The 25,290-nt window shown below is 40.1% G+C and carries 21 protein-coding genes; 16 read left to right on the top strand and 5 right to left on the bottom strand.

Translation table 11 applies throughout. The annotated features are described in order from the left end of the window. Positions 1–125: 125 nt before the first annotated feature. The 14 genes from A3GG_RS0110495 (at position 126) to A3GG_RS0110425 (ending at position 14,466) form a co-directional block, all read left to right on the top strand. Positions 126–1,919, top strand: a complete 1,794-nt coding sequence (locus A3GG_RS0110495) for a toxin-antitoxin system YwqK family antitoxin (RefSeq protein WP_018359248.1) — start codon at positions 126–128, stop codon at positions 1,917–1,919. Between the two features lie 366 nt (positions 1,920–2,285). Further along, positions 2,286–3,053: a toxin-antitoxin system YwqK family antitoxin gene (locus A3GG_RS12930; RefSeq protein WP_018359247.1), complete on the top strand. Its 768-nt coding sequence runs from the start codon at positions 2,286–2,288 to the stop codon at positions 3,051–3,053. A gap of 55 nt (positions 3,054–3,108) precedes the next feature. After that, entirely contained in the window at positions 3,109–3,624 is a 516-nt protein-coding gene (locus tag A3GG_RS0110485; protein ID WP_018359246.1) for a hypothetical protein, read from the top strand. A gap of 66 nt (positions 3,625–3,690) precedes the next feature. After that, positions 3,691–4,233: a hypothetical protein gene (locus tag A3GG_RS13500; RefSeq protein ID WP_018359245.1), complete on the top strand. Its 543-nt coding sequence runs from the start codon at positions 3,691–3,693 to the stop codon at positions 4,231–4,233. Positions 4,234–4,365: 132 nt separating this feature from the next. Continuing rightward, complete coding sequence (locus tag A3GG_RS0110475; protein WP_156808734.1) at positions 4,366–4,818, top strand: TraQ conjugal transfer family protein; 453 nt, start codon at positions 4,366–4,368, stop codon at positions 4,816–4,818. A 99-nt stretch (positions 4,819–4,917) separates the two neighbouring features. Continuing rightward, complete coding sequence (locus A3GG_RS0110470; RefSeq protein WP_018359243.1) at positions 4,918–5,466, top strand: DUF3575 domain-containing protein; 549 nt, start codon at positions 4,918–4,920, stop codon at positions 5,464–5,466. A 7-nt stretch (positions 5,467–5,473) separates the two neighbouring features. Next, positions 5,474–7,609, top strand: coding sequence for a hypothetical protein (locus A3GG_RS0110465; protein WP_018359242.1), 2,136 nt, complete (start codon positions 5,474–5,476; stop codon positions 7,607–7,609). Positions 7,610–7,633: 24 nt separating this feature from the next. Next, complete coding sequence (locus A3GG_RS0110460) at positions 7,634–8,098, top strand: hypothetical protein (RefSeq protein WP_026215784.1); 465 nt, start codon at positions 7,634–7,636, stop codon at positions 8,096–8,098. Then, complete coding sequence (locus A3GG_RS0110455) at positions 8,095–8,622, top strand: hypothetical protein (RefSeq protein WP_018359240.1); 528 nt, start codon at positions 8,095–8,097, stop codon at positions 8,620–8,622. Before A3GG_RS0110460 ends, A3GG_RS0110455 begins: the two co-directional genes overlap by 4 nt. Further along, positions 8,619–9,113: a hypothetical protein gene (locus A3GG_RS0110450; protein ID WP_018359239.1), complete on the top strand. Its 495-nt coding sequence runs from the start codon at positions 8,619–8,621 to the stop codon at positions 9,111–9,113. Before A3GG_RS0110455 ends, A3GG_RS0110450 begins: the two co-directional genes overlap by 4 nt. A 41-nt stretch (positions 9,114–9,154) precedes the next feature. Next, the gene (locus A3GG_RS0110445; protein WP_018359238.1) at positions 9,155–10,372 is read left to right on the top strand and encodes a hypothetical protein; all 1,218 of its coding nucleotides are present in this window, start codon (positions 9,155–9,157) and stop codon (positions 10,370–10,372) included. Positions 10,373–10,453: 81 nt separating this feature from the next. Then, positions 10,454–11,659, top strand: coding sequence for an InlB B-repeat-containing protein (locus A3GG_RS0110440; protein WP_156808733.1), 1,206 nt, complete (start codon positions 10,454–10,456; stop codon positions 11,657–11,659). A gap of 93 nt (positions 11,660–11,752) precedes the next feature. Then, positions 11,753–13,477: a fimbrillin family protein gene (locus A3GG_RS0110435; protein WP_018359236.1), complete on the top strand. Its 1,725-nt coding sequence runs from the start codon at positions 11,753–11,755 to the stop codon at positions 13,475–13,477. 296 nt (positions 13,478–13,773) lie between these two features. Then, on the top strand, positions 13,774–14,466 hold the full coding sequence (locus A3GG_RS0110425; protein WP_156808732.1) for a hypothetical protein: 693 nt from the start codon (positions 13,774–13,776) through the stop codon (positions 14,464–14,466). Between the two features lie 208 nt (positions 14,467–14,674). On the opposite strand, the gene A3GG_RS0110420 is transcribed toward A3GG_RS0110425, so the two are convergent. The 3 genes from A3GG_RS0110420 to A3GG_RS0110410 all read right to left on the bottom strand — a co-directional run bounded on the left by A3GG_RS0110420 (position 14,675) and on the right by A3GG_RS0110410 (position 21,758). Then, complete coding sequence (locus A3GG_RS0110420) at positions 14,675–16,777, bottom strand: hypothetical protein (RefSeq protein ID WP_018359233.1); 2,103 nt, start codon at positions 16,775–16,777, stop codon at positions 14,675–14,677. Between the two features lie 186 nt (positions 16,778–16,963). Then, complete coding sequence (locus A3GG_RS0110415) at positions 16,964–17,689, bottom strand: hypothetical protein (RefSeq protein ID WP_018359232.1); 726 nt, start codon at positions 17,687–17,689, stop codon at positions 16,964–16,966. A 334-nt stretch (positions 17,690–18,023) separates the two neighbouring features. Further along, positions 18,024–21,758, bottom strand: coding sequence for an N-6 DNA methylase (locus A3GG_RS0110410; RefSeq protein WP_026215782.1), 3,735 nt, complete (start codon positions 21,756–21,758; stop codon positions 18,024–18,026). 340 nt (positions 21,759–22,098) lie between these two features. Between A3GG_RS0110410 and A3GG_RS0110405 the strand changes: the two genes are divergently transcribed. Together A3GG_RS0110405 and A3GG_RS0110395 are read left to right on the top strand one after the other, a co-directional pair. Continuing rightward, positions 22,099–22,662 carry a hypothetical protein gene (locus tag A3GG_RS0110405; RefSeq protein ID WP_018359230.1) on the top strand — a complete coding sequence of 188 codons (564 nt, stop codon included), beginning with the start codon at positions 22,099–22,101 and terminating at the stop codon, positions 22,660–22,662. A gap of 394 nt (positions 22,663–23,056) precedes the next feature. Beyond that, entirely contained in the window at positions 23,057–23,434 is a 378-nt protein-coding gene (locus A3GG_RS0110395; RefSeq protein WP_018359228.1) for a hypothetical protein, read from the top strand. Positions 23,435–23,642: 208 nt separating this feature from the next. On the opposite strand, the gene A3GG_RS0110390 is transcribed toward A3GG_RS0110395, so the two are convergent. Continuing rightward, on the bottom strand, positions 23,643–24,161 hold the full coding sequence (locus tag A3GG_RS0110390) for a PIN domain-containing protein (protein ID WP_018359227.1): 519 nt from the start codon (positions 24,159–24,161) through the stop codon (positions 23,643–23,645). Then, positions 24,158–25,219, bottom strand: coding sequence for an XRE family transcriptional regulator (locus A3GG_RS0110385; protein WP_018359226.1), 1,062 nt, complete (start codon positions 25,217–25,219; stop codon positions 24,158–24,160). Before A3GG_RS0110385 ends, A3GG_RS0110390 begins: the two co-directional genes overlap by 4 nt. Positions 25,220–25,290: the final 71 nt, after the last annotated feature.

Genomic DNA, 25,290 nt, shown 5'->3' with positions numbered 1-25,290 from the left:
ATCGGATAGTTTTCAATCCTTTTTTTCAAACAATTGCATGCCACGATACCCCACTCTGAGGTCTCGTGACATTTCTGTTTGACCTTTGCTTTACGTGTAATTAGAACAGATGATTCGTATATAGTATGAGTGAACAGGTTGCGACTAAGAGAGTGTTGGAGACTGTAGATATATGGCTAAGGAGAGGTCTTGATTTATCAGAGGAGGATAAAATGTCTTTCTTAACATATATCTCTCCTATGCGTAATGTCAACGCCCTACTCACAGGGCGATGGTTTTCTAAGAGTGTAGTAAGGGTTCCTGAGGATCAGCCTAAGATTGATGAGGCGGTGGAGATAGCACGTAGAGGGAAAGCTGATCCCATGAGTTATGATAGTCCGATGTCTCTCATTGAGGCTTTCAAGAAATATAAGTTGCGAGAAGGTGCCGTTAATCCTGATACTGTACCCGAACTAAGTAATAAGCGTGAGATCGGTTATGGGATTACGGTCTACGATGTAGATGACCCTCCTGAAGGTCAATTTGCGATGCGACGGATTGTTGACACTCATTTCGGAGAGGATGCCAACCCTTGGTGTTTGCTTCAAGGAGATGGTGAAGGTGGTGTCACAGATGATGCTTGGGATTATTGGCAACACTATGATGGATGTGAGAAGAAAGTCGCTTTTGAGAACGGAAAATTGATTGCTTTCTGTGCGAATGAGGATTATGATGATTTGTGGTGGGATCGTCAGGACAAATCGCATGATGGTGTTCCTCTTCTAAACTATTTAATTCCTGATGATGAGTTGGGACGATCGGCTGACTTGGAGATTGGTGTGTGTGGTGATATTGTAGAGATGTCAGATATTTATAAAGGAAATCGGCAGAATGGTCTCTATGAGGAGTGGTATGAGAATGGCCAGTTGTGGGAGCGCTCTAATTGGAAGGATGGTCAGGAGGACGGTCTTTATGAGGGTTGGCACCCTAATGGTCAGTTGGCTAATCGCTGTACATATAAGGAAGGCTACAAGGATGGCCTTTGTGAGGGGTGGTATGATAATAATCAGTTGCATGAGCGTTGCCATTACAATGATGGGAGGAGAGAAGGACTTTCTGAACGTTGGTACGAGGATGGACGATTAGCATTTCGAGGTACTTATAAGAATGGTAAGCCTGTCGGTCTCTTTGAGAAGTGGTACGATAATGGTCAGTTGTTGAAGCGCTATAACTGTAAGAATGGTCAATATGATGGTCTCTTTGAGAGTTGGCACAAGAACGGTCAGATAGAAGAGCGCTCTAGTTGGAGGGAAGACAAGAAGGAAGGTCTTTCTGAGCATTGGTTCGAGGATGGTAGTCCGTGGATTCGCTCTCATTGGAAGAATGGGAGACAGGAAGGTCTCAAGGAACGTTGGTATCCTAATGGTCGGCTAGAAGAGCGTTCTAACTGGAAAAATGGTAAGCGAGATGGTCTTTATGAGGAGTGGAAGAGGGATGGTCAGTTGACTGAGCGCTATAACTGGAAGAATGGGAGGCGAGATGGTCTTTGTGAGCATTGGCACGATAATGGTCAGTTGTCTTTCAGAGCCAATTATAAGGAAGACAAGTTTGACGGTCTCTATGAGCGTTGGCATCCTAATGGTCAGTTGTTTGAGCAATCTAACTATAATAATGGTCTGGAAGACGGTCTCTACGAGAAGTGGCGCTCTAATGGTCAGATGGACGAACGTAGTCATTACAAGGATGGAGAGCTAGACGGTCTTTGTGAAATTCTTAGACTCGATATGAAGGTGGACGCTATTATCTATGACATGGGTAAAGAGGTAAGTCGTCAAGTCCTTAACGACTTCACGCCTGTTGATGCTAGTATTCAAGCAGGCAAAAAAGAGAAACAACTGAATATCCTTTCCCCTAAGCGGAAAGGAGGTCGAGGTCTTTGAATTTTATCTTTTTTCATCTTCTTGAAGAAATCGTATGCCACGATACCCCATTTTGAGGCTTGACTAAATTTTATGTTGATCTTTGTTTTATAAATTATTATTACTCAGTTATTGTTTTGAATCCTATTGTTAGGGATTGACGTTTTTGTTCGGTTGTTTCATCGGGCGGATCTCCACTTTTTTCATGGGTTTGTGTGGAGGTTCGCCCTTATTTCGTGTTGGGAACTGATTCTTTGTGGTTGCTGACACACAAAAAACGTCTTTTCAAAGAGAAATTGCATGCCACGATACCCCACTTTGAGGTGTCGTGGCATTTCTGCTTGATCTTTGCCGTATATATAATTATGTAACATTAGATATACTAGTATGGATAAGGAATTAGACAAGATCCTTGAAAAGATTCGTAAGAATGATGAGCACCCCGAGCGTGGAGCAATCTATTATCGTCCTTTGTCGTATGATAAAGGAAAGGGTGTTTTTTGTCGGGGCAATCGACAGAGTGGCCTCTACGAGGAGTGGTGGTTTAATGGTCAGTTGCGGGAGCGTTGCCATTACAATGATGGGAGGAGAGAAGGACTTTCTGAGCATTGGCACGATAATGGTCAGCTAGAAGAGCGTATTAATTATAGAGATGGGAAGCCTGTCGGTCTCTGTGAGGCTTGGCATCCTAATGGTCAGATGGACGAACGTAGTCATTACAAGGATGGAGAGCTAGACGGTGTTGTTGAATACTGGTACGATAATGGTCAGCAAGAAGAGCGTGGTCATTGGGAAAACGGAAAAAGAGAGGGTGTACTAGAAAATTGGTACGAGGATGGTAGTCCGTGGATTCGTTCTAGTTATAAGAATGGTATGCAAGATGGTCTTTCTGAGATGTGGTATAACAATGGTCAACCATGGATTCGCTGTACTTATAAGGAAGGTAAACTTGATGGTCTCTATGAGTGTTGGCACGCTAATGGTCAGTTGTCTGATCGTTGTGCTTATCAGAATGGCTTGCTTATTGATGCAGTAGAGAAGGTTCGGAAGACCTTTGAAAATAAAGGCGTCTCGAATTCATCAGCTCAAAGTCGTGTAGGGAGTAAGTGTGTTAATCTAAGCTCCAATAAAAAGAAGGGAGGTCGAAGTCTTTGACTCTCGTGATATTCTTGTGCTTTGTAACAATTGTAGAAAAAAGAACTTGTATGATATGATACTTAACGATCCTTATAGACACCGTGGTATTAGATCTCCAGAAACTACGTTGGATGAGTTGTGGGCTGTGTTCAAAACAGAATTTGAGGATGATGTGTACCAAATTCCATACAATAGTAATGCTTCGAGCGAGCTGTTGAAATACATTGCTTGTCAAATTGTTGTACGCATGCACGATTATATCCCTTGGGATCCATTAGACGCCTTACTGAATCATCCCAATAGCCCTAATGATGTCAAGACCATGGTTAATAGGGCTAATCAACTATACCGTCAAGGGGTACGTTCGGCAGAACGAATGAGATACTTCTTAATGCCTCTTCTTACTGATATAGACCGAAATTATAAGGAGGGCGCAAAATTGATTAGGGAAAGACCTTTATCTTCAACCGAAACAGATGCGTTATGTCGTATCCTCAGTCAAAGAGGAATAGACTGTAGAACCTGTTTGGATGATAATAAAGGTCCTACCAGAGCCGAAAAAAAGCAGAGAAGAAGAGTTCGACGATAACATTAGGGGTCATAGGGCTCGTCATCCTGGTTTTTAGATATATACCATTATATAGTATTGTGTAGTATGAAAACATTATTAAAAAAAACATTCCTGAGTCTTTTGTGCGTATTTGGTCTTCAATCTTGTATCTGGAATGCAGTGACCTATAAAGAACCTACATCGTGGTCAGCTGAAGCACATCAAATAACTACTAAGCATTATCTTGGCAAGCCTTCCTTTTGGCGGGTAGTTGTTCGAGGACTCACAAAGGAGGAGTTTTCTCAGTGTCGAGTGTCTTTTGCGACAAACTATTCTGGATGTAGCGTATTTTGGGCGGGGACGGAGAGTGATTTACGAAAGTTGCACTCTTCATCCTATGATCCACTTAATGGAATTGGGTGGTTGAATCGATTTACAGGAGAAGACCGTGTTAGAGTGGGTCGATCTTGCCTTGTTAATGCGGATTATAATGGTCAGCAAAAAGAATGTTCTTTTTTGGTTTTTATCTCACCTGCTACTGTTGGATCTCAGGATTTTAGTGTTGTAATAACCTATAAGAAACGAAGAGAAAGACAAAATCTGTTGGTCTCTCTTGACGTCGAAAAAGGTCTTAGTGTATCAGATTAGTCTTTGTCTGAGGGTTCTTTCTCTTTTTCTTCAGAGAAATCGTATGCCACGATACCCCACTTCTAGGATAGTGGGTTTGAAGTGCTGACCTTTGTGCTAGATTTATTATTAACTGTTGATGTAATATATAATATGAGACGTTTGATGTTTATTGTTGGAGGACTAATCCTCCTATGGGTTGTTACGGCAATCTCTTTCTCCTGTCGCTCTAATATAGAATATGCGACTACCACAGGTTTTGAGCTAAGACATGATGATTACCGACAAACGGTAAGTAGTGGAATCAATACTGCGATAAAAGTATATCTCAAAGAGCAATCAGATCTTAGAGATAATTACTATGTTCTCAAGTTCTTTAGTGCCAAAGGTGATGGTAAGGCTTATCTAGGGAAAGAACTTACACGGTTGGAAGACAATGCTTGGAAAATGTTGCCCCTCTTGAAAGATCCTATAAGTAAGGATAAGATGTTTCTCTTTAACTATACCCCTTATTCTTATGGGGATCATGAAATGATTGTGTCCGTTAGAGATGGTGATGGAAATGAGCGTCGCATCAATTTTAAGTTTACGGTAGAGAAGAAGTGATAGAATTTCATGCCACGATACCCCACTTTGAGGTTTAGGGTGTGAATTGGGTGACCTTTGCGTTATAAATTAATTTTTCAACAAGTATAATTTTTACAGATGAAACGATTTTTTCTTTGTGTAGTTGCGGTGGGTTTGTCTATGTTTTGCCACCTCGAAAGTAAGGCACAGTTCTACAGTGCCAGTGTGAACACTTTAGCACTTCCTACAGCGACCTTAAATGGCGACGTGTCTATGACACTTAATCGAAATTGGTCAGCGCATGCTGATGTGTCCATAAATCCGTGGAGGATCGAAAAGTTTAGGATCCAACATTTAATGGTTCGCCCACAGATTCGCTATTGGTTGTCGGAAAGTTATAGAGGGTGGTTCTTCGGGGCTCATGGTGTTTTTGCTGGTTATCATCTCGGGATCCCTCGTTATATGAGATATAAGGTTAAAGGTATCGCCGTTGGTGGCGGTGTTGACGTTGGTTACCAACTTCCTCTTTCTCCACGGTGGAACTTAGAGTTTGCTTTAGGAGGTAGTGTTCTTTGGACTGATTACTTCCGTTCTGAGTGTAAGAATTGTGGAAAGATTCTTGATGAAAAGTCAGGCGTCTATGTATTACCAACTAAGGCAGCATTATCTGTCGTCTATCTCTTCTAATAAATAAATGAAAAAGATAACGAAAGCAACATTAAGTGTAGTTGCTCTAACGGCAATTATCACTTCTTGTGGTAGTATCACAAACAAATTGTCAAAGAAAGAGCAAGAAAATAATCGCCTTGGTCTTAGCTTTGTTAACCAGAAGGAGATCCCACAAGATAAAATCCCCGAGAATCTATATGATCAGAACTCTGCTACAACATTTATGGCAGAGTTAGATAGTGGTAAGATGGTTACGGTTGTTACCTCTACAAAGGATGAAGAGACTGGTGAGTATATGCCTTCTATGGATCTCCCACAGGTGACTATCATCCAAAAAATCAAGAATATTGTAGAGAGAAATGGTAAGGTGAATCTTGATTTTATCATTACCGTTCCTAAGACCTTGATAGATGATCGTTGGCAGTTAAGGGTTTACCCGAATGCCTTCAAGGATAATGATGAGGTTGTTAATCTAGAGCCTCTTGTTTTGAGTGGTGCAGACTTCTTACGAATGCAGGAGAAAGGCTATCAGCAATACAAGGCCTTCCTTGCCTCTATAGTTCCTGATAGTCTCTACTGGAAGGAGATGATTGACCAGAAAGGTGTCGCAAAGGCACTTAGCGATCTAGAGATGGAGTATCATAACGCTTGGCAAAGAGATCTTCTTTTTAGAAATGAGTGGATTGATTGGCGAGATCGTATCAATAAGCGTTATATGATCTTCAATAGAAAGATGAAGAGAAATCGCATGTCTATTGATCCAGAAACGAGCCTATTGGCGATGTTCCCCGCTTACTGGTTGTACCGTGATCATACAAAGCAATCCGTTCCAAGGTCGTTTGCAGAATACGCTTGGGGGAATGATGAGATTATTAAGAAGCATGTGAGCCCAGAGGACTCTCTGGAGATTGAACGCAAGTACACTAATATTAAGCGTATAGCTGAGAATGAGCGTAAGAAGCAAGAGAAGGAGGCAATGTATAATAAGCTCGTTAAGTTCCCTCGCATCCAAGCACGCCTTGATAGTATTGTACAAGGGAAGGAGGATTTCAAGTACTACTACAGTCAGGAGTTTGTGGCGGATAGTGGGACGAAGAAGATCAAGCTCGTTCTTGATGGGGAGGTTATTGCTATTGACCTATCTACTTATAAGGTGCCTTCTAGTGACACGCTTACCTATAATGTGAGCGCTATGGTAGACCTTCTTGACGAGTCTACTCATTATAAACTAGAGACTATCTATCGTCAGGTTGACAAAGAGGTTTCAGCCGACATTGAATTTGAGGTTGCTAGTGCTGTAGTTCAGCCAGAGTTACGCAGCAATGAAGAAGAGTTGGCTAAGATAAAGGATGTCATCTTTGATATTGAGGACGGCGGTTCACTCGTCTTGGACTCTCTAACAATGGTTGGTTATGCTTCTCCTGAGGGGGGCTTCAAATACAACGAACAATTGGCGAATAGGCGTACAGAGGCTCTTCGTCAGTATCTCCTTGCTAATAACTACTTCGGAGGACGTCGTCTCCCTGTCCGCACCGCTAATGGTGGTGAAAATTGGGATGGTGTACAGGCGTGGGTTGCTGATACTGCGCAACATGGTTATAACCCTATCCGCATTGCAGATATTATGAACTTGCTTAGTAAGTATCGTAATGAAGACGAACGAGAGCAAGCTCTTCGGATGCAGATGCCTGAGGTCTACAATAAGATGAAGGAAGAGTTGTATCCTTCGCTTCGCAAGACTGTCTTCCGTTTCTATACCCATCGAGCCGAAATGCAAGAGGAGAAGATAGAGACACAAGTTGTTGATGAGCGTTACAATGAGGGACGAGACTATCTTCGTAATAGAGATTACAAAGAGGCTCTTAATATCCTAAAGGATTATCCAGATGACTATAATTATGCGATTAGTCTTATGAGTCTTGGGTATGATAAGGCAGCTCTTAATATCTTGAAAAACTATAAGGGTGGTTATGATAATGCTAATGTCCAATACCTGTTGGCAATTCTATATGTACGACTTGGTGATATTAAAGCTGGACTCGCTGCGCTTAATAGATCCGCAGAACTAGAGACGAAGAAGATTTATCGTGCTCAGATGGATCCAGAGCTAAATCTGTTGATTGAGAAGTACAATCTGTTCAGTGAGTATTTGAGTTTTTGATAACAATATATTTTAGATAAAGCTATGAGATTAAAAAGAGGAATTTTGAATTTGTACTCTCTATTTTTGGTGCTCGTTGCTGTCTCTATGGTCTCTTGTTCTAAGGAGCGTTTTAAGATGTTCGATGACTTAGACTGTGTCACCACAGAGGAGCTGGTAGTGATAGATGTGCCTATTACAGAGATCCCGGGACGAGGTGGAGACCTCAAACTAGATCCTTCGGTATATACCGAAGTTACCTATTGGAAAGGTAGTGTCAAGATTGACACTAAAAAGGAGCCTATCACTGACTTTGAGGTTTCTTCTTTCGATGTTCCTGAGGGGACAGTGGTGAAGCGGGTCGCAGATGATATTGTGCTTAGTGTCCCTGCAAATAAGACAAATGCAGAGCGACCTGTCGTCATACAGGTTACCGCTAAAGGTGTAACAAAGAAGTTCGCCTATCTACAAAGAAAGTTGAGGGTTAGCGTTAATGTCGAGGTGCAATGAAAGTGCTTAAAAACATATTAGTTTTCTTCTCTCTTTTCCTCCTTCTTTCGTCTTGTGTCAAGAAGGAAGCGCCTAATGATAACCCAAAGATAACTATAGAGATAGAAGTCGACGGGGAGCGTGTGGGAGAGATGAGATCTAATGTTGCTGAAGCCAAGGGGATAGGGGAAGTCAAAGGTGGCGGCTCCTATCACCATGGCGACAAAGTCACGATACAAGCAACTGTCTATCCTAATAGTAAGTATAAACTCTACTCTCTGTATGAAAAGGCAGAACGAGGTGGGTTTACTAAGGAACGTGGACTCGTTAACGAAACGGTTTCAGGAGGAGGCTATTCTAAGGTAAAAAATACAAGTTGTTCCTTGACCTTCGCTGTTTCTGAAGATATGACTTTTGTAGCCAAATTCGTGTCGAAAGATGATTTAGAGGATGAAAGTATAACAATCGGTGATGTCGTTGTAAAGGACGTGGAGAAAAACCCCAATGTTGTCAATGTCATCGCCACAGAAAATGGAAAAGAATGAAAGAGAAAGGTGTTTTGGGACTTGTTGGTTTGATGGTTATTGCAACCCTCCTTTTTTCCTCTTGTATTCGAGAGAAGGAGTGCCCAAGTCCAGCTCAAAAAAAGAGTTTCGAGGTAGAGGCTTATATCCATTATGGCGATGGGAGTGTCGTTAAGTTGGATAAAGGTATTAATCTTCGTGCTGACAAGGAGCAAAATGGAGCTAGAATAGTTGGTTTGGGACAATACTATCATAACCAACAGTGCGAGTTGGGTATTAACCCAGTTAATTCTAAGGTGAAGGTGGTTGATTATGTCACTTTTGATGGAGGACATAATATATCGACCAAGATTCTTCCTTCAAATAAGATTGAGTTTCTAAGCCGTACTAAGCATGAGAACTCTAATTATGCTGTTAGTTTCGTGTTCAATGTTACATCGAATATTAATATGCATGTCTATATGAAAAAGGTTGATCCTGGTGTGGAGGTCGGTATTGACGACGGCAAATAAAACAGTTTTATATACAAATATTTAATTAATCGTTTTTTGTGATGAAGACAAGATTTTTTGGACTGACTGCCCTTGTGGCAGGTGTTTTGGGCTTTAGCTCATGTCAGAAGACTAATGAGGTAGTAGCTCCTGTGGACGAAAAGGTGACGGTCTCTTACGAGGCTTATTTCCAAGAGGCTGATGGGACTTTGTCTCCTTATACCTCAAGCCTTCGTGCTGTTACTGGAAATGAGGCTAATAAGGCTACGGTCACTGGTGATGGAGAGTATTTCCACAATGATGACGTTACACTTAAGGTTGTGGCAAATGAGCCTTACACTCTTCATGAACTTTATGAGAAGAGTGAGAAGGGTGGTTTCACTAAGGCAAAGGGTAAGGTTGACGGAAAGGAGAAAACCTTGAATTTTAAGGTGGTAGAGGATATGACCTTTATTGCTGTATTTAGCAACGTGAATGCCGAAGAAAGGGGTTATCAGAACCTTAAGGTCGACGGTAAGGATAAGGACTTTACTCTTAATCTTGAGGGTAAGGTTGAACAATCTAAGGATATGTTAGCTGTTGGTGAAGAGGTTGCTCCTATTAAGACTAGTGAAGGTGTAATCACAGGTTACACTGTCGTAAACGGAGCCTTCAAGGCTTGGGATCAGGTTGGTCCTACACCTGCAAGTGATTGGCTTAAGGTGTCTTTTGACAAGACTGAGGGTAAGCTATCTCTAGTTGCGCAACCATTTAACGAGAAGAAGCCAGCTCGTACAACTAAGGTTAAGGTCGGTAAGGATGGTATCAAGACCGATAAGTCTGCTTGGGTCGAGATTACTGTTTCTCAGTCATCATACTATGTAGGTGATGATGAGGTGAACAAGGATTCTGACTATGTAGATGACAAGGGAGGTAAGGTGAACTTCAAGGAATCTCTTGATGTTGTCTTTAATCCAAAGGGGGAGACTAAGGATCTTTCTGCTCAGGATGAGACCTTTAAGAAACCTATCTATGTGCTTGTTCCAACCTACAAGGATGGAGAGTTGTTGCCAAAGGATCAGTGGGAGAAAAAGCGTATTACCGTTGAGTTCGGTGATCCTAATCAGCCATGGCTGAAGAAGAATGGTACAGAGTATACTGCACCAGGAAACGATGGCAAGGAAGAGCGTAAAGATACAGTTAAGGTTTCCTTCAAGTTGGGCAATAAGGAGGTTAACTCTACAATTGTTAACATCAGTCAGAAGCCTATTACCCACGTTATTGACGTAGAGATTCAGTAGTATTGGAGGTTGGGGAGAGTTTAGCTCTTCCCCAACCGACACAATTGAGTATAACAAATAACAATTAATATTTTAATGATTATGAACATGAAAGGTAAGCTCGCACTCGGCTTTATGAGTGTTTGTGTTGGGGCATTTGCCCTTAGTCTAACAAGTTGTAAGAACAGCCGTGAAATGCCTGTCAATGAAGAGCAGATGCACGAGGTTGTTACGGAATCGTATTATCTTGAAGAGGATGGTTCCTTAAGCCCTTTTGATTTGAAGGCCGCAGAAAGTGAGAAGGGATCGATAGAAGGAGCGAGAAGTTATTATCATAATGAGGAAGCTAAGATTACAGCTACAGCCAAAGGTGGTTACAAACTATACAGTTTCTATGTAAAGGATAATAAAGTGCAGAAGTACACAGAGGCATTAGGTCCAACGAATAATGGAGATGGCAAGAGTCATACTATTAGTTTTAATGTCTTACAAGATGTTACTGTGGTGGCTGTTTTTTCTTCTTTTGATGGTGCGGCTTTGGGTTATAAGGATCTAAAGATTGATGGTGCCCCTTCAGATAAAACCATTACAGTGAATGGCGATAAAACTAGTAGTTCTGCTTCGGCTGTTGGAGTACAGCTACAAGGTGTGATGGCAGAGGGTAAGATCGTGAAATGGGTTGTTAAGGACGGCAACTTTAAGGCATGGGACATAAAAGAAAAATCTGCTAATTGGCTGAATGCAAGCATTTCTAATGGTAATATAAGTCTCAGTTTTGGAGAACATAAGAGCAAGACTGAGGGTGCACGTACTGCAACTTTCAAGGTAGGGAAGGATGGTACAAAGGGTGGTCAAAGTACTTGGAGGACTGTTACCATCACACAAAATTCTTACTATAATGGAGCCGAATCTAATCCTACAACTCCAGACTCTTATGAGTATCAAGATGGTACAAAGGTCGTTCTACCTGAAGCGGTAAATTTGGTGTTCCGTCCTCAGGGTGAAGCTATCGATCTCAAAACCAAAGAACGTGCTTATAAGGAAACGGTTTATGCTGTTTATAATATCTATAAGAATGGAAATGTAGTAAGCACTAAAAAGGTTCCCTTAGATAAGGTGTTTGGTAATGTTGAATCTTGGCTTAACCGAAACGATACAACGTTCTCTGCTACTAAGAATGATACTCGTTCTACCCGAAAAGATTACACCAATGTTACTTGGCGCGCTAATGGTCATGTGGTAAAAACGACTAAGATAAACTTCTCACAAGATGCTGTTAAGTACAATGTTATTGGGGAGGTTCATTAACTAGGCTGTTTAACAATTTAGCTAGTGGGGAGGTGATACTCCCCATTAGCACTATTAAAAGGAGAAATAATAATCAAGGATTAATTAACATATATGACCAAGACAAATTTTACACTATTCTCTGTTCTCTTGTGCTTTTTGGCCTCATGCCAAAAAGAGGTTGATTACCCAGAGGGTTTATCAACACAGCCAACGCAGGTGAATAGAACCATTGCCTCTCTACGAGCTTCTTCTGATGTGTTAGGAGAAGATGGGATCCATTTCTCTGTCTGGGATGCCGAAAGTAAAGATTCATTGTTAATTACTAAAGTCCCCAAGAAGGGCGATGTTTGGCTTCTTGGTGAGAAATTTGTCGTGGATCGTCCTTCGTATGTGTCTGCGGTATATCCATCTTCATCGCTACGAGTTAATGAAGCTGTTTTGATTACCGAACAAGAACAGACTCCTGTATATTATTCATACGTTGATTTGAAGACAAGTAATAGCAAGTCTCTGACGCTCAATTTCAAGTTGGTACAAGCGAAGATAAATATACACTTTGATCTTTCTTCTTTTCCTTCTTCATCTCAGGTGTCAAGTATTAGGTTTGTGCCTCGCTATTCTTATGGTTGGCTTAACCTTAAAGAGGGCGTATTCAATCGTATGAACACAAAAGAGTACGAGAGCCCTTCAATAGAAAGAGCAATCAATAAGACCGTCAAAGAGCTTGTTTCTAGCACGAAGACTTTCGACTTTGAGTACTATATGATGCCTCAAGAGGATACCGACTTAGCGGTTTTCCTTACAATAGATGGAATAGAACACTACAGTTCTATCAAGTTTAAGAAGGTTCGCAGTAATACAGAGTACAATGTCAATGTGGACATGTTTAACCGTAAAGAGATAATTTTCGTTCCAGAAGAAGCAAAAAGGAAAGGGATGGATTTGCCGATCCCTCAGATTGAAGAGATCTTCTTTACGGACTATGAGTTTACAACGACTCATGAGTATTTGAAAAACTTAAGCAATAACTCAGGTGTTGTGTTTCAGTTTTGGTTAGATAGCCGTATCGATTATGAAGAAGAATTAGAGTATAGATTGCTAATTAGGGATGTTGACGGCAAGGTCGTGTCTCAATCTCCTATATATTCTGGGGTCTCAATCAAGCCTTTCCATTATGATGGGTTTATGATTCCTTTTTATTTATCTGTGCCTAAACCGGGGAAATACCAGTATCAGCTGCTTCTCAAAGGACGAAAGAATGTTTGGTATGAGCCTAACCAAAAGTATGACGATAACGTGGAGGATAAATTTTTTGAAGTCCATCCAAGGCAAGACGTTTTTGTTTCTGCGTTTAACATAACAGAGACTTCAGGGAAGACTCATTCTGTCTCTGTGAACTCTCTTAAGTATAATACAGAGTATAAGTCTGCGTGGATACTTAACAACTATTCTTCAACAGAGCAAAAGGTCATGATAAGGGTGTACAATAGACGTCAACCCTATGAGACGCACTCCAAGATTAAATTAGATGAGACTTCTACTTGGTTAGATCAGGTGGGCGAAGCTACTATCACTATCCCTCCAATGACTGCGCATAGGGTGGAGGTTCCTTATACTATTACCAAGCGTCACCCAAGGGTGAATAGGTTCTTACCATACATATGTGCTACGATTACCTATCATTCGCCTAACAATCATGGGCTACAGCTGGGAAAAGAGTATCCGCTTCTTGCTGATGGTGATATATTATATCGAAGGGCTTATGAGGCTAAGAATCCATCTCCTTTTGTTGGAGGATCATTGGTGAATAATGTGGGACATATAGATGTTGAGTAGAAGGTTCTCATTTCCTCCCGAGAAATTGCATGCCACGATACCCCACTTTTAGGTAACGCTATTAGTAGTGGCTACTTTTGCGGTGAGTCTAGGGCGCGTTCTTTAGATAGATTATGTTTAACTAAATAATGTTTTGTCATGATTAAATTCATTGATGTAAAGAGGCTAGGCGTAGCGGTTACCGCTCTCCTCGCCATGAGTGTTGGATTTCTGTTGCCTCTTGTAATAGAGAGAAGCCTAATGTTCCCCAAGAGCCCGAGAAGCCAGGGGTGACTGTTTCGCCTGAGCAATCAGGTGTGAGGGTCCTTGTTGAGTATGAGGACGTCAACACCGGTGCGGTGACTCGAACCGTACTCGGAGAGAATGGTTATAACTTTAGCCCCTTCGGAGGAAATGGTGTGGTGCAGATGACCTCATGTGGATTTCATTACCCGGAACTGAATACTAATGAGGTGAAAGTTGATACTAAGTTCTTTGGAGCGCAAAATATCGTGTTTCAAGGATGGAGTTGGCGCTATGCCGATGATAAGGTGGGTACACATAGAGGGGCAGGAGATAAACCTACCGTTCAGCCTGACTATGTCAAGACGCCAGCCCTTCAGTCCGCCCCAGGCATGAAGGAGATGGCTAAAGCCTCTTTTACTTGTCTTTTCCGTCCCGACAAGGGTTCGGAGTGTAATAAGGTTTATGTAAAGGTGAAGTACGACTTTTTCTCTCCTCGCTTAGAACTTCCAGAACTCCCTCCACTAGATCCTGTTATTGAACAGGTCTGCGGGTATTGTGGAAGAGCCCTAGATTACGGAAGTTGTAATTGTGAAGAGGCACGAAATTACGGAGACAACATAGTTGATCAAGAATTTCCTAATCCTGCAATTGAGGAATATGAAAATAACTATGTTGCGGTCTACAAAAAGAATCGTACAGTCGCTAATTATAAAAGAGGATTAGATTTTTGGCATAAGGCTCCTCGCTGGATCCCTGGGTATTAAGCTTTATATTGTTAAGCCTATAGCTTGGAGAGACGGTATAAATACTCAAAAAACGTAATTTTACTAATCATGTAAACTAGGAGGTGCTTCAAATAGAACTTTGAAACACCTCCTAGTTCCCTATTTATATATAAAACCTTAATATAGTTTTTAGGTCTGTTCGGTCGTTTGTTTTTATGTTGCTCTTGGTTAACGCAGTAAAGGTTCACTAGTAAAGGTCAAATCCATTAGCAAACATTACAAACGCAGGTCTTTCGTCGAGTGGTTGAGATAGAAGACTTTTATCCCACCAATCAAGATTCCGATTGTGTATGTTGCCGTATCCTCTTTCTTGCATTCTATTCATCATCGGATAGTCCATTCTCATCATCATCGTTTCTTTACCCTTCTCATCTACCCAATAGAAATGAATGTAGTAATCTGGTCCGAGGTGTTCTCCGCTTCTGCCTCCCATTTCCGTCCAAAGGATTGAGCCAATCTTATTCCTTTCGATGTTTTGTATCTCTATTGCAATTTTCTTTTCGCTATTTGGTCGAATGGTTACTTCTGTTCTGCCTATTTCTCTACTCCAATTGGTGCTGTAATATCGGCCATCCTTACCACTCAATATCCCTAGTGGATTATGGGCTGCCGTTTGATCTAGTCTCCATTGTCCAATCGGATTAAACATCGGCAGATACTCTGCTTTTGCGACCACAGTTCCTCGGAGATGCTGATTAGTGGTATTTACAGCTGTAACCCCCAGGACATCTCCTTTTGCATATTTATGAATACAAAAATTCCCCTTATTCAAGTAATCATGTTTGTTATAGGCATCCCATCCGGTATAGATATACCCCATATACCATCGAGGAGCGACTAGTCGATTGGTATTTCTGTCCACCACTTCTATGATGTCCATATCCTTATAAGGACTTTTCTTCATCGGTACAGGCTCTAGGTATCTCTTTTGATATTCCTCTGTTGCTGGACCGTTTAGGCATTCGTATCCTGTAAGTGCGTCAAGCATTGGTAGCTTGTACCACTTCTGAGCTCCCTCTTTTCCTGCCCATGCTTCTGGATATGAAACAAATAGAACTAGCCTATACTTGCCTGCCGGTACAGTTATATAATAGTATCCAGATGTGACCATTCCTAATGTGCCTCCACCAGCTAATTCGTGGTATTGAGGTGGATATACTTCGACAAGAGTTCCCTCTAGCGTCTCTAACCCCAAAGCGTACCCCCAGTCACGTTTGTCGCTTTTTTGAGCCTCCTTCATTATATCATGCCATTCAATGAGGTTTACATCATCTTTATAGAGTGTTTTGGAACACATAACCTCATCTACACGTGGGCGGACTTGATTCCAGCCAATATTTCGAGCCTCATCCTCTGTGTACTCACCTGCATAGTTGGAGGTAATTAGATTATAAGCGTCTTGATTAGCCTTCTTCCAATAAGCTGCGTCAATGGGAGGGGTAAAATTCAGTGAAGGGTTAACGGTCTCTTCGGGAACCAATGTGAAAGTTATAGAGTTACCTTTTGTAGAGATTGTTTCTGTTTTCTCTCCATTGGAATTAGTATAGGAAATCGTTGCCTTTATATTCTTGTTGACAGAAGGAAAAGGCAGAAAGAGGGTGTCTGCCTCTAAACTTTTCCATTTCTTTTTCTCTTCAGAATAAGTGAGTGTGATAGGCATTTTGTCTCCCTCCCATCCTTTTTGAGTGTAGGTAGCGTTGGAGAGAGAGCCTTCTATTGTGACTGTAATATTGACAACCTCTTGCTCCCATCTGCTATTCTGGACAATTAGCTGTAGTTGTCTATAAGGGCTTTTGAGGTTAGCGTTAATCGCTGAGATCTTTGTATCTCCCTTGTCTATTAAACAGTCTGTATAAAAAGAAGATACTTTCCAGTTATCGACCTGCTTGTCTCTCATCGGGGTGGGCTTTAGTGTGAAGCCATGAGAATGGACCTCTAGTATGCCTGCGCCTTCTGGGAGAAAGGCTGCTACCATAGAGGTGGCTTCTACTATCTCCTTGTTGGTAATATTCTTGCGGAGCTTCCAACCGCTTTCATTTCTTACAATATCAAAAGGAATAGGAGCATTTAAGACCTTCCCCTTTGCCCAGAAGTGGATTACATCGTTGTTTTTCCAAGACTTAACAATCTTATTGTTTATCACCACCCCTTCGTGTGTAATTGATTGCACTCCGACCATTTCTTTAGGTAGAGTTGGGTGCTCAGGTCTTTCTTTTCCGCTCTTACATCCAGTAGCGATAATTCCCATAGCCAGTCCAAGACTTGCGATTAGTGTAACTCTTGTCTTCATTTTTTAAGTTCATCAAACTGTTATTGTATTGTATCCAGGGATCGACGGTCATCTCATACTTGTAGTTTTCCATTGCTCTTAGTGGGCGTCATCTCGTTCGGTTGTCTTTCCTATGTAAAGATACTAAAATATATCTATATATAAAAATATTTCAACGTAAAATTGGTTTTAACTTTTCTTCTTTTTCTACCATCTCCTCCATACAGCCTTTCCGTACACCACAGAACAAAAGATCATCGTACCCACTGCTAACCAGAACAAGATCACCTCTCTAATGTTGCACACAACACTGAAGACAATTACCCCATAATAGAAGAGTATAAATAGCGTTATTGCCACGCCACTTAACCATGATCCACACAGTCTGGAGTTCTCTCTTATCGTTCTGTAAAAGCCGTATATGGCACCTATGACCCCGATTATAACCCCTATGCCGAGAGCGATAATTTTCATCTTATCTGTGATAAAGTCGAGCTTGAAAGTCTTCTCAATGAGACCTATGACTAGAAGTGCTGCGAGGTACTTCAGGACTGGGACTATTGCATCGAGGAAAAAGAGAGAAACGGAGACCTTCTCTCCATTGCTATAATTGGGAGTTGCCTCCATTACCCTCCACCCTAGGAGTGGTCTCAGCTTTATCTGTAGCACAATGGCGATCAAGAAAGCGATATGTCTTATCAGGGCATCTGAGAATTTAGGGGTATCGTTGCTCCCCAGTGCATAGGCATAGTACTCACCAGCAAACCCTTTCTGGGTAAGCCAGTAAATCAGTTGCAGAAGAGAAATAAACATCATACCACCTATTGTCACCCACATCAACGCCTTTTTCCTAGTAATTGTAGGAGGCTCTTTTGGAAAGACCTTCAGCATTATTGCTGATACGGCGATTACAAGTAAATACGGATCACTCATGTTGCAATGTAAATTTAGTTTTGTTCGTTTTGTTAATACCGAAGCGCAACTAGCACTTAATTCTAGTATTGTTTTGCATACATAAAGATACCAATTTATCTACAGATTACCAAATATTTACAGTGTTTTTTTGCTGTTTATTTTAGCTAATTCTTACGTAAGTATTCACCACACTCTCCTCCTCTTTTTTCTTTTTCCTCCTCCTCTGGAGAGAATTCGCATGCCACGATACCCCTATATCCCTATAATAACTCCCCTTAAACTAAACAACTCAAAACATGCTAGATTTGAGTTGTCTGGTTTAAGGGGGGGCCTCTACAGATACATTCTCACTTTATAAATACTTATCAAGTATTGCCTGTTTCTCACTCGCTACATTTTCTATTAAAGTGCGAGCTTTAGTAATCTCTAATTCTAATGCTTCTATCTGGGCTACGATACGTTTTTGTTCATCAATGTGAGGCATTGGGATCTTGTACTTCATAATATCTTCCTTATTGCCCCTTGGCATCTTAACTCCTTTCTTGCCAGCCATAACATAGTCAAAGAAAGAGTCTCTACGAAGCATATAGAAAATGTACTTAGGAAGATATTTACTTGTGTCAGCAGACCGAAGCACGAGAACATCTTTCGAGCATCCACCCTCCTTGTCTGCAAACCAAATCTTTTTAAGGTATGGACGAATATTTGAAATCAATATATCCTCTGGTTTATATCCGGTGATAGATGATATATTTGCAACTCCTTCAAATGGAATAACACCCAATTTGTTCTGAAGCATATTATCGGTTGTAATATATGTTTCAGACTCTATGTCACTATATTTAATAGACTTAGTAGCAAATGGAGCAATAGTATTTAGCGTACTATCTGCATAATTTAATGAGGATAGCAAACTCTCTATATCACTTTCACACTCATCAATCCGTAGCATAGCATCCGAAACAGACTTATCAACTTTTCCAATCTCCTCTACTATCTGCTTCTGAACATCGATAGGAGGAACTGGTACTTTTATCAGAGCTATAGATTGCGATAAATTCCGGATATTGTTACCGCTACTCTCGTCTCTTATTATTTGTCTATATAAGTCACTATTTAATACTGTATAAAGAAATTTCGGAAGTACCTTATCAGAATAAGTCCTAATTATGCCCATAAAACCACCTGCATAGAATGATGTATCCTTCTCTATAAAAGTGATTTTACCCACATGATCCTTGCTACCACTTGAAAAACAAACGAAACAATCATTCTTTCTCAGCACCTTGTCTAAATCAAGTTTTTTGTTAGGCTGGAGGTAAATTAGTTTATTGATTTCCAAATGACCTGACAATGTTATATTGTCTGCGGTTAACACAACATTATTTGTTACTTCCTGAACTTGGTCTTCTTTTGCGTAAGTAACACCACGAATTACCTTAGCTAATCCCTCAATAGATTCTAAAGGGAACTTACTTTCTACTTTTTTTTTTGCTGTCAACGATATATTCTTTTCAAAATTATCACGATCGAAAGTAAGCATATCAATCAGTGACACACGACTAATATGAGACAGCATGCTCTCTGCTATCGGTAATGCATAATCTCCCTTGAAAGCCCGATGCACATAAGTGCTTGCCTTATCAGGATTATCATAGTTGTTTGGATCAAATAGTTGAGTATATTCATCAATATTCTTTCCTCTTTGGATAGCGTGGATGCCCTCGTTGCCTCTACGGTTTGAAAACTCATAACCTAAGAATCGCTTTTCAACATTCTTCTCTCCGCTCTTGACAACAACAACCTTTTGAGGATATGCCAATATGAAATACAAAAGTTTTTCTGTTTCTATACTTAGTATTTCCTCTAACAGCTTTGCTTCAGTCTTGGAAGAAAGTTTCTTCCTGTAGTCTTTATATATTTCGTGTGCCTTTACTTTATCATTAGGTGATTTCCGCAGTAATGTAACATAATCGGTATAATCAAGCCCTTCCCAAACATGAGTCACATATTTTGAAGCAGGGCTTTCAATGCCATTGATAGTTACATCATTTAAGGTACGGAAATAAGTATCAACTGCAACCCTTGTATTAGTTGCAAAATAATTATCCCTGCGACGCAGGAACAGAACAACCGTATTTGTGTTGGTTGCCATAAAGGTGTTGCTACCCAACTCCGCTATAGCTACAATATCAAAGTATTGTAATATAATCTCACGAGCTTTGGTATAGATACCAGAGTTACTCAATATGGAACTTGGCAGTACAACACCTGCTATACCTCCATCTTTAAGTAGTTGCTTTGTACGCTCAATAAATAGACATTCTATTTCAGAACTATTGTCTGTCAGTGAATTATACAATTCAAAATCTTTCTCCGTATAGTAGTCACGAGTAGTTTGACGGAATGAAGATACTGAGTATGGAGGGTTACTCAATACTATATCGAACTGCTGATTATCTTTTTGTCCATCATTTCTCTGCTTGCGTAACTTACCCTTGTACTCTTTGTTATTGCAGAAATTAGCAAGCCCATCACTAAGGATAACATTTGCCAAACCGTCTCCATGCAAATAGCATCCCACCTTACCAACCTTTACAAGTCGGTAATCCTTTTCGATGCCATATACATAGTTTGTCGCCCAATCAAAATGGGAGAGCTGCCAATTGATAATGTGCTTTTTTGTCTCTTCAATATATTCGGAGGCATCACAGCGATTTATGATGTCCTGTATTTCGTGCATAAACTCTGTGATAAAGTGGCCACTCCCTGCTGCATAGTCAATCATATACGGTAGAATCTCCCCATCCTTGCGAGAAAGTTTCTCTGTCACAATAGAGTCCAAAGGGAGACTCTTGATAATGAATTGAGCAACCGGCACAGGTGTAAAGAACTGCCCAGTCTCTTGTTTGAGACCGGTAGTCAGTAACAATTCAAAGAAGTCGGATAGATATTGCTGTCGTTTATTATAGCGAATCCTATATCCTTGAATTAGCTCCACCACTTCTTTTACAACCTTTGCATTTTCTTCAAAAGAGGCATTATCATACACTTCCTTGATGGCAAACTCATTATTCTTTTCAAGACGTAGCTTGTTTACCTCCTTCAAGAGATACTGCTTAGTACCTTCATTTAGGTTCGCACAACGCTTGTCAAAATCCTCTTCGTTGAAATCACTAACAGTTCTATCCAAGAACTTTTTCATCCCCTTACGGTAAAGGTCTGTCAGGCGAAGTTGAAAATCAACGTGATTATCTCGTCCTTCAAGCCATTGGAACTTTAACTCTTCCCCCTCACCAGCAGTCGTTTCATCATAGACCTTGCACAAGAAAAGTGTAAATATCTTATTGAATGCATTACCCTTGTCAGATACCACGTTGTGACGTAGTATTTCAAGGAAACGATTGAAGATAAAGCTTGAATCCTCTGTCTTTATCTCTTTCAGTTGTTCCTTAGTTAATGCTTTGCTTTGGAAGTTATATGGTTGTACCCAAGAATCAAAGATTCCATTATCCTTAGTGAGCTTATTCCATTTCTCGTAAACATCCTTTACATCACCATTGCGATAAGCATCTTCGATCTTTATTATTTCATTAACATATATAAATTTGCTTCCTTTCAATTCTGAAGCATAAAGCATTAGCACATCCGCCTTACCACCAGATAATTGAAAATAAGTAAATAGCTGTCCTCCATCCTTATGGATTTTAGCTGATTCCCTATTGTACTCCTTACCATAAGTTTTACACTCAATAAGCATATATGGAGTGCCGTCTTCGCGATTAACACAAATATCTAGTCGCCCAGAAGTACCATGTCCTGAAGGCCAAGTCTTTTCAAGAACAATATTCTGAGGTTTATATCCTCTGATTAGTAATCTATCAACACATTCAAGCACTACAAAATTTTCAGGCAGTGAAAAATTTTGCGTAGTTCTTTTTTCTGCGATAATACTATTGCCATAATTAATACTCTGTTTTTCAAAATCAACTTCTATGGTATAATCAATATATGTTTTATGATATATGCCGTTCGTTCCATCTTTTGGAACAAACCCCAAAGTTGTAATATATTTCATTATATCCATAGTCTTCATTCCTGTTTGTGAGATTAAGAAGAAATTGATTCTATAAGGTTGTACTCTAACCCTTTTCCTGTCATAACTTCTCTTATTCATATAATGGGTAGTTTCCCCTTGTTATACGATAGCAAATATACACATTATTATTGTGTAGACTGATTTTAATTATCTGTTCTCGTTACTTTTTATCTCCTTAATCGAAGTCTCTTCTTGGTTTTATCTCTTTTTCTTCAGAGAAATTGCATGCCACGATACCCCACTTTTAGGAGGTGTCTTAAGGTATATAGACTTTTGTCCTACCTTGATAAGGTAGTAGTAACAGAAGTTGAATAAAAAAGTTGTAGTGATGAAAGAAGAGTTTTTGGATGAGTGTAAAGATCGGGTGTATAGGGCACTTCAAGATTTTGTTGGAGATTCTTACAGCGATCGTTTTGAATGTCTTGATCAGTTAAGGTATAACATTGCTGACGATGTCATTTATTACTCAGAGGGAGATGAGGCATTATCTCTTTATCGTGATGAGATGGCGGACTTTTGGGAAGAAGATGCACAAATCCTTCACGAGAGGAATATAAATCCATTTACCGATAGTGGGTTGCTCGACATTTGGAGGGACATGTTATCAGTGGCTTGTGAGCGCATAGCGTATGAGGTCGTTCCAGAACAGGTCGGGGACACTTTTGCTATTGATGCAGACATGATGGTTAGGATTGGTCGGAATCTTGACGAGCATGAAGATTATGTGTTTTCACTCAAGGAGTGGGCTGGGAAATACCCATACGAACCAATGAATTTCTCTTACGAGGAAGATGCTAGGAATAGATACAACAAGACCATAGATGCACCTAGAGAGTCTGCAACTATTCGTGTACCTAAAGACGAAGTAAAGAATAAAGGGCGTAAAATTTAAGGATTGAATAAAGGTTTAAGTTATGTATTCAAGTGATATTCTATCCCTCATCGCACCAGCTTTGGCGTGGTTGTGGGTCATTGTAGTTATTCGTATCGTTTTGTGCTTCCTTGTGGGGAATAAGGCAAATAGAGAGGGTCGTAGTTTTTGGCTTTGGTTCTTAATATCAGCTTTCGCATTAGGTCCTTTGTGGACATATCTACTTTTGAGGTTGCTAATAGAAGAGTGTGGTTTGAAGAAAAAGATGACTGATGAAATGGGACTTTCTCCATCAGAAAAATATTATGCTCAGTGTGCAAAATAACAGGTCTAGATAGTGGAATCCGATTCTGGGGAATCGGTCTCATATTCTATGTGTTGTTGAATTTGAATTGAATTAGTACAAGTTGTTTCAATGAAGTATGTTGTTAAAAAAGAGAAGATGAGCCTTCCTGGGGCGATGAGGTTTTTGTATTTAGGCTACTTTATCAGGCGATCAGGTTGGAGTTATGGGAGTGTTCTTTTTACGAAGGAAGACTATAGACGCACAGAGGTCAATGGGGTCAGGAAGCCTGAGTATAACAACATCGATATAATGTTAGAAGAGAACCCTGCTTCTGTTCCTCAGTTTTGGTTTGCTCTTGGAGATATTAGGTATGGTAATACCCCAGAAGATATTATTGCCAAAGACTGGCAAGTAGTCCAGTGTGTCTCTTTCTTAGAGGTAGAGCAAAAACGTTTAGATGGCAAGTTGGGTGGTATTAAGATGGGGTTCAAATTCAACGGTAGATGAATATGGTAGTTTGCGATTTATAGGTTTCGTTTGTCGGGATATTGTTCATATAGTATTGTCTTAAGTCCCGACATCGAAGATGTTATAGGGCGTATCAAAACACTAGTTTTGATACGCCCACTACAATATGTCTAAGCTACTATAATGTTTAACTTGTGTCCTTCTAAATATTTTCAACTTATGTCTACAAATAATAAATTCAATATTATCAGATTGATTTACTCCAAAGTTCTAGCCGTTTCTCAATCTCTTTCGCTGGCAGTCGTCTATTCCTTTCGTAAAGGGCTTTTAGCTTCTCGTGTGCTACAGTATGAGTAATAAGTTCAGTTGCCACTAGCCTATCGAAAATGTAAATAATCCCGTGGACATCAACATCTAATTCCTTTGCACTCTTGATCATTTTCCTGTCTCCAGTAAGTACTGTTGCAGATAGTTTTATCCCTTGGTAGAGTACAGTGCAATCAGGGAATGAAAGCCCCCTTCGTGTTCTCTCGTCATAAAACTGAAGTATTTCCTCTTGGAAATTGGGGGAATCAAATTGCTCAATAATTAATCCTCCTACCTTCTCTATAATCTCTTTTTGATGGAGCTCTTTAAGTTCATTAAGTACAAATATATTTGTGTGAACAGTATATCCTAACTGCATAAACTCACGGTACAGTCCAAGTTCAATAAGATCAATAAAAATATTTGTGTCATTGACGACAAGTAGCTTCGACTCCGTCATATCTTTGAGTAGATGAGTTCGTTTGCATCTTCATCATTAATACCACATTCCTTTAGATAGACCATTGCCTTACTCGCTGTAATCAAAGTGCTATCAAGAGCTCGATTTATTAAGCGCACAAAGCGATTGCTTGTCGGCTCTACATATCTACTCTTCTCCAATTTCTCCTTTAGTTCTGAGTTGCTATTTTTCTTCATATAATAAGTTTTTAGGCTCTTTTCAGAGATAAAGAGCATCTCTTTAAGCCTATACATTATTGCATCTATTGATATTCCGTATATGCTTTGCAACTCTTCTAGTTCAGAAAACAAAATGTTTTTTCTCCTCCCTCCAAAGAAATTCTTTATCACATTAGTGGGGAGCAAAAGATGGCTGGCAAAAACAGTACACAGTTGTTCAAGCATTTTGTCTTCTATGGACTCCGCTATTGGTTCAATCAATAAGTGACCTAGTTCGTGAAGCAGGGTCATTCGTTGTCGCTCTATGTTTTGGATACTAGTGTTATAAGCAATGATTGGAATAAAGTCATTTACAAAAAAGCTAACACCGTCAAAACCACTCTTTGCCTTGATGCCAATGACTTTAATCCCTATATCTTCCAAAAAGCTGGCTACGTTAGAAATCGCAGCTTCCCCCATTTTATATTCCTTACGGATTAGTTGGGTGATGGTGTCAATATCTTCAATAGTTCTTACTGAGTACCCTTCTGCTAACCTCCTATTAAATGGAATGTTGATGTCCATTATTTCTTCGAGTTCGAGATAATTCTCTACCTGTTGCTCGATCATTTGCCAAATTTTTCTATCCTCCTTGGTCGCTAAAGATTTTACCTTTCTATAGCTAACTTGTTTTACCACTGGAGTATGCTCCTTAACGAAGTAATCCAATGGTAAGTCCAGTGCTTTAGAAAGAGATAGTAGTACAGTTCCAGTCACATTTCTCTGTCCTTTTTCCAAGAGGCTGATTTGGTTGTGAGAAATACCCGCTTTTTCTCCAAGTTCCCTTAGAGATAGTCCACGTAGAGTTCTTCCCTTTTTTATACGTTCACCTATAGACATATAGTTATACTCTTCTTAGTAAGAATACTTTTTGTTTACAAAGTTACATAATATTGTGCAGATTGTAAACA

This window comes from Porphyromonas levii DSM 23370, assembly GCF_000379925.1.
In the GTDB taxonomy this organism is placed as follows: Bacteria; Bacteroidota; Bacteroidia; order Bacteroidales; family Porphyromonadaceae; genus Porphyromonas_A; species Porphyromonas_A levii.
Note: the sequence above shows the minus strand (reverse complement) of the source record. Positions and strands in the feature narration are given on the sequence as shown.